14 protein-coding genes are annotated in these 12,053 nt (G+C 28.9%); 3 read left to right on the plus strand and 11 right to left on the minus strand.

All coding sequences use genetic code 11. The features are described 5' to 3' along the window. Positions 1–67 precede the first annotated feature (67 nt). The 8 genes from C8D80_RS03050 to C8D80_RS03085 all read right to left on the minus strand — a co-directional run bounded on the left by C8D80_RS03050 (position 68) and on the right by C8D80_RS03085 (position 7,516). Entirely contained in the window at positions 68–652 is a 585-nt protein-coding gene (locus C8D80_RS03050; RefSeq protein WP_242004816.1) for a hypothetical protein, read from the minus strand. 24 nt (positions 653–676) lie between these two features. After that, positions 677–1,258 carry a hypothetical protein gene (locus tag C8D80_RS03055; protein WP_133607240.1) on the minus strand — a complete coding sequence of 194 codons (582 nt, stop codon included), beginning with the start codon at positions 1,256–1,258 and terminating at the stop codon, positions 677–679. A 145-nt stretch (positions 1,259–1,403) separates the two neighbouring features. Continuing rightward, the gene (locus tag C8D80_RS03060; protein ID WP_133607242.1) at positions 1,404–1,955 is read right to left on the minus strand and encodes a hypothetical protein; all 552 of its coding nucleotides are present in this window, start codon (positions 1,953–1,955) and stop codon (positions 1,404–1,406) included. A 168-nt stretch (positions 1,956–2,123) separates the two neighbouring features. Next, on the minus strand, positions 2,124–2,786 hold the full coding sequence (locus tag C8D80_RS03065) for a hypothetical protein (protein WP_133607245.1): 663 nt from the start codon (positions 2,784–2,786) through the stop codon (positions 2,124–2,126). A gap of 110 nt (positions 2,787–2,896) precedes the next feature. Then, positions 2,897–3,115 carry a hypothetical protein gene (locus tag C8D80_RS03070; RefSeq protein WP_133607247.1) on the minus strand — a complete coding sequence of 73 codons (219 nt, stop codon included), beginning with the start codon at positions 3,113–3,115 and terminating at the stop codon, positions 2,897–2,899. A 497-nt stretch (positions 3,116–3,612) separates the two neighbouring features. Beyond that, positions 3,613–4,554: a hypothetical protein gene (locus C8D80_RS03075; protein ID WP_133607249.1), complete on the minus strand. Its 942-nt coding sequence runs from the start codon at positions 4,552–4,554 to the stop codon at positions 3,613–3,615. A gap of 175 nt (positions 4,555–4,729) precedes the next feature. Further along, positions 4,730–6,127, minus strand: a complete 1,398-nt coding sequence (locus C8D80_RS03080) for a hypothetical protein (RefSeq protein ID WP_133607251.1) — start codon at positions 6,125–6,127, stop codon at positions 4,730–4,732. Between the two features lie 99 nt (positions 6,128–6,226). Further along, entirely contained in the window at positions 6,227–7,516 is a 1,290-nt protein-coding gene (locus C8D80_RS03085; RefSeq protein WP_133607253.1) for a tyrosine-type recombinase/integrase, read from the minus strand. A gap of 287 nt (positions 7,517–7,803) precedes the next feature. Between C8D80_RS03085 and C8D80_RS03090 the strand changes: the two genes are divergently transcribed. Then, the gene (locus C8D80_RS03090; protein WP_133607255.1) at positions 7,804–8,418 is read left to right on the plus strand and encodes a YkgJ family cysteine cluster protein; all 615 of its coding nucleotides are present in this window, start codon (positions 7,804–7,806) and stop codon (positions 8,416–8,418) included. 81 nt (positions 8,419–8,499) lie between these two features. Then, the gene (locus tag C8D80_RS03095) at positions 8,500–9,108 is read left to right on the plus strand and encodes a YkgJ family cysteine cluster protein (protein WP_133607257.1); all 609 of its coding nucleotides are present in this window, start codon (positions 8,500–8,502) and stop codon (positions 9,106–9,108) included. On the opposite strand, the gene C8D80_RS03100 is transcribed toward C8D80_RS03095, so the two are convergent. Then, entirely contained in the window at positions 9,105–9,617 is a 513-nt protein-coding gene (locus C8D80_RS03100) for an NUDIX hydrolase (RefSeq protein ID WP_133607259.1), read from the minus strand. The genes C8D80_RS03095 and C8D80_RS03100 overlap by 4 nt on opposite strands. 164 nt (positions 9,618–9,781) lie before the next feature. Between C8D80_RS03100 and C8D80_RS03105 the strand changes: the two genes are divergently transcribed. Continuing rightward, positions 9,782–10,999 carry a glycosyltransferase family 4 protein gene (locus C8D80_RS03105; protein WP_133607261.1) on the plus strand — a complete coding sequence of 406 codons (1,218 nt, stop codon included), beginning with the start codon at positions 9,782–9,784 and terminating at the stop codon, positions 10,997–10,999. On the opposite strand, the gene C8D80_RS03110 is transcribed toward C8D80_RS03105, so the two are convergent. Together C8D80_RS03110 and miaE are read right to left on the minus strand one after the other, a co-directional pair. Next, positions 10,996–11,349 (minus strand): hypothetical protein, encoded by a 354-nt coding sequence (locus C8D80_RS03110; RefSeq protein ID WP_133607263.1) that lies wholly within the window; start codon positions 11,347–11,349, stop codon positions 10,996–10,998. The two genes, C8D80_RS03105 and C8D80_RS03110, sit on opposite strands and share 4 nt — an antisense overlap. An 82-nt stretch (positions 11,350–11,431) precedes the next feature. Next, a complete protein-coding gene (gene miaE / locus C8D80_RS03115; RefSeq protein ID WP_133607265.1) occupies positions 11,432–12,013 on the minus strand; it encodes a tRNA-(ms[2]io[6]A)-hydroxylase in 582 nt (193 codons plus the stop codon). Positions 12,014–12,053 lie beyond the last annotated feature (40 nt).

Here is a 12,053-nt window from a genome sequence, read left to right on the forward strand (position 1 = left end):
GCAACTAATCTGTCTACGAAGCACGAAACCCCACCTATTGCAAATGTGCTGTTATGAGGTCTTTTTTTTATTTCTTGTCGGGGTCAATCAGTTCTATCATGTTGTAAAGTACTTCTGCACTGTCAACTGGCACATTGCATCTGTATTTGTCTGCTAAACTTATGTCAAGCATTTGTCTTTCAAATTTCATTGCATCTTGTCCTTTAATGTCCGCTCGAATAAAGACTTTATTGTCTTTTTGGAAAAAGCAAAAATTGTAGTCGTGTTGATGGCTACGATTAAACTTAAATTGTCTAAAGGAGAAATAATATTTGTTGTCATAAGTGATTAAGAAATCATTTTCTCCATACTCGTTTATCATAATGTCTTTTGCTTTGCCGTCAAACAAGACTGTATATTTTTCTCTCCTGCTAAATAAATCCGCGTCTGTCGAACGGTTAATGGTGTTGACACTAATTCCAAATTCAATTTTTACTTTGTCCGAGGTCAATGGGACATCTACTGTCACATTGATAGAATTATTGTCCCAAATTGCGTAGTAGTCTTTGTTGATTTTCCTAAGACCAAGTCCGCCAAGAATGAGAATAAAAAGTCCTGTTATGATTAATATTCGTCTTTTCACTTTTCTGTCTAACGTTTTAGCATGCCGCATAACTTGTATATATAGTAGTTTTTATTAGGACTTATTTTTTTCAATTGCTATTAACAATATTTTTTTATCCCATTCATCCCACATTATATTAATTCCTCTTTTTAAATCTTTAAAATCTGTTCTAAATAAAGTTCCATCATAATTTTCATAAATCAATTCAACATTCACATTATTACCTAATAATCTTTTTAATTTAAATTTTGAATATTTATTAAATAAGGTCAACATTTTTTCATGTAAAGAAAATGAAGTGATTGTTTGGTTTTCTATTCTAAAACGTGCACCATTTTCATAACCCAACCATCCACCTCTTTCAATTACCGCTTTTTTTCTCTCCTCTAATGTAAATTCAATTTCTTTTCCATTTATTGTAACATATGTCTTTCCTTCCCGCCAAGAAGAAAAATCGATTTTTTGAGGATATATTTCCAATCCTGTCATATCAATTTTACTAAAATCAATTAAAGATACAGAATCACCTATTCGGTGCCCGTTTAATTTTAGTTCTTCTGCTACAACATTTTTATCAAAGAGTATTTTAGGATTTGAAATGATTTCATAATCCTTAATTTTATCATTCTTAAATATTTTGCCTATTAAATTCAAATTGAAGAAATATCTGAGATTAACGTTTAGAGGTTTTAATTAAATGTCAAGTAATTACAAATATAATAAACCATCATACTTGTCTAATGATTTTAATTAGAAAAAACTAAAATTAAAAATTAAAGTTACCCTTTTTTATCTGCATTTATAAATCAAGTAATTCATACTCATTAAGTGCGTCTATCCAGATATTCTCTTTATTAATTCTAATTGCTTTTTTTACTAGTGATCCAATAATATTTTGAAAGAATTCATCTTGATTTATGAATTGAATAAAGATTTTCGAATCTTCAATGCTTAAAGGTTTTGACTTATCTTCAAAATTACAACACCCATATCCATCAAAAGATATTCTAATAAGATATACTAAATTTTCATCAGAAACATTAAAGTCGAGAAAAACAGCACTGTCTAAACATCCTAAATAGTAATCTGCCTCTCTAGTATCTGGCATTGTAGTTTTGAAAAAATTCATTCCTCTATCCATTGGAATTTCAATTATTAAATTCATTTTTGAATCATAGAAAGAATTGTTATCTAAGATAATCTCTTCGTCCAAAGGCATTTTAGACAATTGCTCAACAATTTTATTAGTAAACTCCTTGATTTTTTTACTTGGGTCTGTTATACCCAATTCTTGCATCTCTTTTCTGACGGTATAAATGTTCAGAAAATGTTCTACATTTAAGTTTTTCATATTTTTAAGAGTAATTGTAGATAACACTTCCTCACATAGTGAAGTTTTGAAAACAATAAACATTCTTTACATGCTAAGTTAAGATTTTCTTATTGAAAATCTAATTGATGTTTATTATAAATTTGACATTTAAAAGAATCTTTGATAAGTTTTAGTCATGTAATAACTTTACCAAAATTCCCACCATCGTCTTGTTTTTTGTTGCTTTAATCTTGATGTATCTTCTAATGTTTCTCCATCAAAGTTGATGATGTATTCATTGTTTTCAAAATCAGTTAATAGAATTTTGTCATTTTCAATTATTACTTCTGGTTTTCCATTAATATTTACCCAAATGTCTTTGCCTCCATAACTCCATTTAACATTACCACATTTATCAATACGATGGATTGCAAGTTCGCCACGTAACAAAAAATCGTCTTGAAGATTATAAAATTCAAAAATCTCTGCCAAATCAGGTCTAATTTTCCATTTTATTTCAAGGTTAACCAAATCAAACATAAAGAAAGTAAAACCTAAACTAAACACAATTGTGTCCTCTAAAATTTTCACAGAATAAGAGTTTTTTTCACCATTTGCTGTATGCAAAAATATTCCTCCATCAATTCCTTTGATTAAAATTGATAATGGAATTTTAGATTGAAAATAAATTTTCAAAATCAATGAGCTTGATGAATTCTCAATTTCATTAAGTTCTATGATTTTGTCATAACTATTTTTATAAAGAAATTCATTTTGATCATTAATTCTTTCAAATAAAATTTCAACAGTAACAAGTTCATTTTTAACTGTTAATGACTGTTTGTCAAAATTTGGAATTGTATTATTCATAAAGTTAGTAATTACTGTATGCTAAATAGTTGTAGTGTATTCATAGGACCAAAACAAATATAACTAAAACTTAAAAGTTTTCGGAATTGAACTGGACAAGACATTACTTTTTAATTTTTGTTGTGTAAAGTTCTTTTATTTGCTAAACGTTCTATTATAGTAATCCCTCCTACTAAAATTAATGCTAAAATAAGTCCTTGAATCCAAATTAGATAAAATCCACCCCAAGGCGAAGTCAGCCAATCAAATTCTTTTTCTGGGTCGAATTGTCTAATATTATAATCAGCAAGAAAAATGATATATCTTTCAAAATACCAACCAATTTTCATCGTAATAGATACGAACAGGAGAAAAAGAGGTTTTAATCCTATTTTTTTATAAAATAGAAAAAACGGAAGAAAAAGAGATGAAAAAATCATAAACCAATAACTGAACCAATATTTTCCAGTTGCTCGATTTATAAAAGCTGACTTTTCATGATTAATTATTATAAGTATTATGAAGGAAATTAAATTGACTATTACATATCCAATTATTATCCATTTTATTATTAGATAAGCTTTTTTAAATTGTAGTCTATCTTTAAAAAGTAATTGAAAAATTAACAAAGTTATAATCATTGCTGGTAAGCAATAAATCAGATTTGTGTCAATTAATTTTAGAATTCTGTCAAATATATCCATTCAAAATCTTGGCTTGGCCGATTTGTATTAAAAGTTTAGCTATTTTGGCAATTAAGTAAATTTAGTATAAAAGACAAATCAATTAAAAAATTCAGAAGTAGAAAAAGCCTTCCAATTTCTAAAATTATTGTTAAGTACTCGTTTTATTTTTTGTCAAAAATTGATTTATATTCAGCTACATGAATTGGAAATTCTTCTTCATAGAATGGATATGGAATTCCGAAAATTTCTATTTGATATTCTTCATTATCCATTCCACTAATTTGGTTTCCAACTCCTTTTATTTCAATTCCGACATTATTCGTAATTTTTAGTTTCGGAATACTCATTGTCGAAATCATTTTTACTTCTGGATAATCGTAAGCGAGTTCAATTTGATTATTCTCACAATATTCTTTAAGAAAACCATATCCAAATTTTGTATCAATAAAATTTAATTTACCAGTTACAACTCCCATTGGTGCATCAGCCTTTTCAAGTTCTGAAATTCCAATTTCTTTGTCATCTAGAAATATTCTATATATTTTATTTTGATGTAATATATTTAATTTTTCGTTATAAAATTCTAATTCATGATCTGAAGCAAGACACTCAAAGGTTTCGTCTTTAAAAAAGAATATAAAATGTTTTTTTTCTGAGTTGTTATTTACAATTATCTCAATTGGATTTGGCATATTCTTGTCTAATCCGCTTATTATTTCATAAAATTCTCCCCAAGGTAATTCGCTTGGATTTGTTCTATATTGTCCGTAATAATAGCCTTCATCATTACAAGTGTTAAGAGAATATAAAGTACAGTTTTTAAATCGAATTTTAACTTTATCACCTTTTTTAAAATTATCAAAGACATAATAATTTAAATAAATATCCATTATCAATTCAGTTTGATCAATTTTTAATTCAATTTTTGGTAAAACTGGATCGGCATTCCAATTAGTAGTCAATTGAATATATTCAATTTTTGGTATAACTGACTCATCAATATGATTAAAATTCGATTGGATAATTTCATTTTTATGAATTGAAATTTCCTTATTAATTTCAGATTTATTTTTGTTTCCAAATATTCTTTCTATCCAACTCAATTTTATTTGTATTACAGGTTTAAAATGACGAACAACGTTCCATTACTTGTGGCAGTTAAGTAAATTTAGAACAAATGATTACAAGTACAAAACTACTCATGGGATTTTTGTAGGAGAATCAGAACACAAACTATCTCTAGCAATTGGAGATAAACAGCTATGAAGTTTGTTGTTTTTAGTCAATCGAAATGTTGTATTCTTTGAAAAGAATCCTAAAATGCTCAGACCAATTCCCGCTATCCCAATCTTCTTGTTTTGTTTTTAATATACTAACTATTTTTTCTATATCATTCGGATTTTTAAATGATAAAATCGTATCTGTTAAATGGAAAATTTCAAAAGGTATATTTTTTTGTTGTAAACGATTAAGAATTGCTTCATATGTTTCACTTAGTTTATTGTCTTTTATAAACATTAAAAAGGTAGCAAGTTCAATAAATTTAGTAGAATTGACATTAACTTTACAAATGGTAAGCATTTTGTCATTTTGATATTTTTTTATGTTTTCCAAAATTAGAGGTAGTATCAATTCACTTTGACCATAATCACTGTCGAATTCTAAAAATCTATAATCATTGTTTGATAAAAGCCCATTTGCAAAAGAAATAGAAGCTTTTTCAGGTATATAATTAATTAAAAGTTTTGTTGCTGTTATGTCTATAATTTTATAATTTTCCCAAATGGATAGAATTAAAGATTGATAATGGCTACAATAATTTTTAGTAATTACTTCACTTAAATATGAGATGGATTCTTCATTAATATTTTTTAGTATATCTGTTAGAATTCCAGCAGATTTTTCACTTTTAAAAGCTGAAACAGCCAAAAGATAACTTTCTGATTCAAATTTTGATTTATATGAAAGTAAAAAGTCCCAAAATTTAGGATCCGGAAATTTAGCAATTCCAAAAAAAGCAAGTTCGCCAAGTTTTTTAAACTCAGGAATATCTTCTTCTCTTTTATAAATTGCCAAAGCCTCAATCGCTCCTATGTTTTTGTCTTTAAGAGCTAATTCTTTGATCCTTTCATATGTTTTTGGATTACCGTTATTGTTTTTAAGTGCATTAGATAGTAAATCAGTTTTATTTTTACCATAAAAAATTACACTATCGAGCTGTTTAATTTGAGATTGAAAGAATAAACTATCTTGTTCTGTAATTTTGTTATCGTAGTACTGGTATAATACTCTGTGATAAAATTCACGAGCCAATTCGTCCTTAGAAACTATGCAACCGTGTTGAGTGGTTGCTGATTCCCCAGTTCTTAGAAATTCAGCAAAGATGTTTGCTAGCTTAGGGTATTTATTATCGGCTAAAGCCCAACTGGTGTATCCTTTTACTACAGAATTTTTGTGGTTGAGAAGTTTTAAAAGTTCTTCCGTTGTAGCTTTGTTTTTAAGCTTTTCGAAGTTTCTGTATTGGTCTGTTGTCATACCAGCAATTCCAACGTGCTCGGATTGTAGTTCGTTATATTTTTCAATTTTTTTAACAAGGTTCTTTATTTCAGGTCTTATTTTTTGGGCAGAAACTTGAAATGTATAAAATGTTAGTATAACTAATGCAATATTTCTCATAGTTTTTTAAAACGTTGCTTGTGACTTTTAATGTAATCAAATATAAGAAAGTTTATATATCAATAAAGACATATAGTTATAAATAATAAATATTATTCTTTATCTAAAAAATTCATGTTTCGCAATTCTTTTTGCATTTTCTACTTTTTGCACTTTTACATAATTTAGAAAAACACGTTCCGATTTATGTCCGCTAATCGCCATAATATCTTGAATAGGCATACCAGCTTTAAATGCATTTGTACAAAAAGATCTTCTTGCTGTATGTGATGAAACAAATTTATATTTTGGCAAATTATACTCCTCCATCTTATTCCCTACTGTTCTCGTTAATGAATGATTATCTGTAATTTTTGCTTTCTTACAGATTGATTTAATGTGCTCATTAATCAATCCAGAGTAAATATAATCTGGCAATTTCCCCTCTCGTTTTTCTATTATTGAATTCACTATTGAATTCAATGGAATAATTACAGCATTAGATGTTTTCATTTGTCTTAGTTGAAAATATTTCACATCATCTTCTTCAAATATAACTTGGTATGGCTTTTTTAATAATCCTAACATGTCTGAAACTCTTAAACCAGTATAACTACTAATTAAAAAGATGTCTCTTACACCATCTAAAATTGGATCTTTTAAATCTAATTCTTGTATTCTCTTTAATTCCTCTACGGTTAAATAAACATGATCTATTTCCTCAGTCATCTTAGAAAAATAGCCTTTTTTGAATTCATTATTGTTATGAATACCTTCTTCATAAGCATAACCTAAAATTGTTTTTAATTTTTGAATAATTGTACCAAGATAGTTTTTAGAATAATTAAGAGAAGATAAATACAATACATAATCATTATAAAATTCTCTGTTACAATCATTAAATGAAAATTTTTTCAATTTTCTATCTTCTATATATTCTTGCAATCTGGATAAACCTGTTTTATAGGTTTTTAGTGTTCCTTGACCTAATTTTTTCTTTGTGTATGGACTATTGTGAACGGAATAATAATCTAAGAACCATGTATAATATGAGATCAAATTACTTTTATAACTCTCAACTTTCGCTTTTTCTTTATCAGAAACACTAGTTTTACAGAAAGCATCTAACATTATTTTCTGAACAATACCTTCTGAAATATCCGTTTCATCAATTGCCGAAATTGACTTATTGAATTTATACATAGCTTCAGATAATTTTGTATTAATGTCTGCTGCTCCAAATACTGAAGATGGAATTTTTAATCTTTCTTTTCTACTATCCCACTCTTTTGAATTCTGAATCATGTATCCTGTAGAAGTTCTTAATCGAATAGAACCATTTGAATTTCTGTATTCAAAATTTATTGAATACTTTTTTGTACTTTTGCGAAGGTAAAATCTAATTTTCATTACTGTCTTTTTTTAAAAATTAACATTATTGTAATATTAGATTTTGGCAAATTTTAATCAAAATATTGTGACCAAAATTGTGACCATTCTAAACCATTTGAGTCCATTTCTGTCCACTTAAACAAAAAAATGATTTAAAAAAGCCTCTGAAAAACATCGAATTGACGCGAAAACAGTAAAAAAAGTGACTAAAAACCTCCTGCAGTCGAGGTCACTAAATACTAAAGCGTTCAATCTTTTTGAACGCTTTTTTTTATATCTTAACTCAGTGTAAATCTACAAAAAACATGGATAATTCTATAGAAAATCGCGTAAGATTAGTGGAAACATTGTTTCATAATCTCGATGTGGAAATTATAGATTTCCAAAAAGAAACGAAATTAGGTTGTATTGCAGGTTGCGGAAAATGTTGCTCAACACCCGAAATTGATGCATCACCATTAGAGTTTTTGCCTTGGGCTTTTCATATATTTTTAAACGGTCAAGCCGAAGATACGCTTTTAGAATTAGAACAAAGCACAACAGCTACTTGCTTTTTATATCGCCCAAAATCGTTAGCAGAATTTACATCCGGAAATTGCAGTACGTATCAATATAGAGGATTAATCTGCAGACTTTTTGGTTTTGGTGCCACAACTGATAAATACGGAAAATTACGCATTGCAACGTGTAACATCATAAAAGAAGGACAAGCATCAAATTTTGAAAACGCTACTATTGCTATAAATACTAATTTATCTGTACCTATTTTTACAGAATATTACATGCAACTTTCGCAAATAGATTTTAAACTTGGAAATGTTTTTCTGCCAGTAAACAAAGCTATGAAAGCGGCTTTAGAAGAAGTTTTGCAATATTATGCGTACAGACCTTTTCCTGATAACTACAAAAAATCTATATAAAAGATTTATTTTCATTTTGTTGAATTAAAAGTAACAAATCAAACAAACTACCAAATTATAGTCTACCTTCGGTAAAAAATTATGACCATCGAACAACGAGTTGTTTTGGTAGAAGAATTATTCCAAAATTTGGATGTTGAGATAAAAGAATTCCAATCACACACTAAATTAAATTGCGTAGCTGGCTGTGGCAAATGCTGCAATCATCCTGAAATTGATGCGTCGCCATTAGAGTTTTTACCTTGGGCTTTTCACTTATTTTTAAATGGTGAAGCCGAAAAAGTATTAAACACCCTAAACAAATCCGATGTAAACCGATGTTTTATCTATAATCCGCTTTCATTGTTGGATAAAAACAAAGGAAATTGTAGCAGTTACCAATATCGAGGTTTAATTTGTCGCCTTTTCGGATTTGGAGCCAATACCGACAAATATGGTCAATTGCGATTGGCAACTTGCAAAATCATTAAAGAAGGACAAGCCGAAAATTACAATAAATCAACCGAATTAATCAACAAAGGTTTACCGGTTCCTATTTTTACAGACTACTACATGAATTTATCCCAAATCGATTTTCAATTGGGAAATGTAATTGTTCCAATAAATAAAGCACTCAAATTAGCTATTGAAGAAGTATTACAATATTACGCCTATCGTCCAATGCCAAATGGTCATTTTAATTGTGCTTAACCTAAATATTTTTCACCGATCACTTTTCGAATCGAAACAAAACCTATTTGATTCAAATCAATTTCCGAACGCTTTACCCAAATCAATTCCTGAATTTCGTCTTCTGCTTCTACTTTTATTACTTCGGAAGTTAATTCACATTCGTAAAAAATATCCATTGTTCTATAGGGAACGTTTTTATACAAATAATTGTTTGGAGATGTTGTGATGTATTTTAAATCGCTGTTTGAAATTTCTATTCCTAATTCTTCTTTGATTTCTCTACAAGCGGCTTCTTCTGCCGTTTCATTTGGGTCGATAAATTCCCCAGGTAAATCCCATTTTCCTTTGTCTGGGTCTACATTTCTAACCGTAAACAATACTTTGTCTTCAAACGTAAAAACAATCGCAACAGCGGCCGCTATGTTATGATAATACGTAAAACCACAATCATCACATAAAAACCGACGATTATCAGGAAACGTAAAATGAGTTGAAGCACAACTTGGACAAAATTTAAAAAAAGTCATTTTTTAGTGATTAGTGATTAGTGATTAGTGATTAGTGATTAGTGATTAGTGATTAGTGCAAATTTACTTTTTACTTTTTACTTTTTACTTTTTACTTTTTACTTTTTACTTTTTACTTTTTACTTTTTACTTTTTACTTTTTACTTAATAACTATCTTTGTCACATGAAGCATTTAGTCATCATAGGAGCCGTTTGGCCCGAACCTAATTCTACAGCAGCTGGAAGCAGAATGTTACAACTCATTTCGTTGTTTCAAAAGCAAGATTATGAAATTACGTTTTTGTGTTCAGCTTCTAAATCAGATTTTTCGTTTGATTTGAGTACGATTTCGGTTCAAACTAAAGTTATTCAACTGAATGATAGCAGTTTTGATGGTGAAATTAAATCTTTGAATCCCGATGTTGTCCTTTTTGACCGATTCATGCTTGAAGAACAATATGGTTGGCGTGTGATGGAAAACTGTCCGAATGCTCTACGAGTTTTAGACACTGAAGATTTACATTTTTTACGAAAAGCAAGAGAAATTGCTTTCAAACAAAATCGCGAGTTGGTTTTTGAAGATTATATTTCCGATATTTTTAAACGCGAAATGGCTTCCATTTACAGATGCGATTTGACTTTATTGATTTCAGAATACGAAATGGAATTGGCGATTGAAACTTTTAAAATTGATTCTTCTCTTTTGTACTATTTGCCTTTTCTATCGGAAGAAGTGAATACAAATGTTCCAAAGTTTGAAGAACGAAACCATTTTGTAAGCATTGGTAACTTTTTACACGAACCCAATTGGCAAACCGTTTTAAACTTAAAAAAATATTGGAAATCGATTAAAAAGCAACTTCCCGAAGCAGAAATTCATGTTTATGGTGCATATGTTTCGGAAAAAGCCAAGCAATTGCACAACGAAAAAGAAGGCTTTCTAGTTAAAGGAAGAGCCGAAAGTGTTGCTGTTGCATATTCAAAAACAAGAGTTTTGTTAGCTCCAATTCCGTACGGAGCTGGTTTGAAAGGCAAATTATTTGAAGCGATGCAATTTGGATTACCTTCAATAACCACAGAAATGGGAGCTGAAGCAATGAACGGAAAATTAGATTGGAACGGATTCATTACTACAGATGAAGCTGATTTTATTGAAAAAGCAGTCGAATTGTATACTAATAAATCGCTTTGGGAAAACGCTCAAAAAAACGGCTACGAAATAATTAAAAAACGATTCAAAAAGGAATTATATGAAACTGACTTCATGAATCAAGTAGAAAATCTCAAAGAAAATTTAAACGCACATCGTAGCAAAAACTTCTTGGGACAAATTTTGCAACATCAAAGTTTACAAAGCACTAAATATATGAGTAAGTGGATTGAAGCGAAGAATGCAATTTAATTAACAAAAAGTTTATAAAGAAACATTATAATAAGTCCGGGTAAAATTAAAAATAAACAACCAAATAAGACATCAGCTTTTGTCACTTTTCTATTTTTTGGATATCCGTTACTACCACCAATTTTAAAGCCTAAACCTTCCATACGACTTGGCATATAAGGGTATTTGTCTATCCATGATTTTAAAATATTTTTTAAGAATTCATAACTCAATAAAACGATAATTGGAGTCAATCCTAATATTGTATAGTTTATCCATTTTGGATTAAAAAATATTAAACTATACAGAACTGAAAAAAAGAAAAAAATAATTGAAACAATAATTCTATTCTTATATCTATCTTTTTTCATTGTTTCAGCAATAAAGAAAACATATAAATAAACAATAAGAAAAATAATAAAATAGATTATTTCCAAAATTCAAAAATTTAAATTAACCATGAATCGTTTCTGATTTTCCGTAGCTTTCAATCACTTTAGCTTCAAATTCTAACCATTCTTCCCAACGTTTTTTAACGTCGTAACCTTCTTCTGCTAATTCGTGAGCAAATTGTAAAAATGAAGTATAATGATTGGCTTCCGAAATCATTAATTCTCTATAAAAAACAGCTAATTCTTCGTCTTTGATATTATCTGAAAGTACTTTAAAACGTTCGCAGCTTCTAGCTTCAATCATTGCAGCAAATAACATACGCTCAACAATTAAATGCTTGCGATTTCCAGGTTTCATAAACTTGAATAAATCGTTTACATAACTGTCTTTTCGTTCACGTCCTAAAACCCAACCACGCGCTTTGATAATTTCATGCACTTGCTCAAAATGATCTAATTCTTCTTTCGCGATTGATGTTAACTCAGTAGTAATTTCTGTAAATTCAGGTAACAAATTAATTAACATCATTGCATTTGATGCCGCTTTGATTTCGCACCAAGCGTGATCAGTAAGAATTTCTTCTAAATTTCCTTCTGCTATGTTGGCCCATCTTGGATCTGTTGGTAGTTTTAAACGAAACATTTGATTTATGAATGTAGATTAACGATTTTTGATTTCAGAT

Origin of the sequence: Flavobacterium cheniae, from assembly GCF_004363695.1 — a bacterium.
Classification (GTDB): domain Bacteria; phylum Bacteroidota; class Bacteroidia; order Flavobacteriales; family Flavobacteriaceae; genus Flavobacterium; species Flavobacterium cheniae.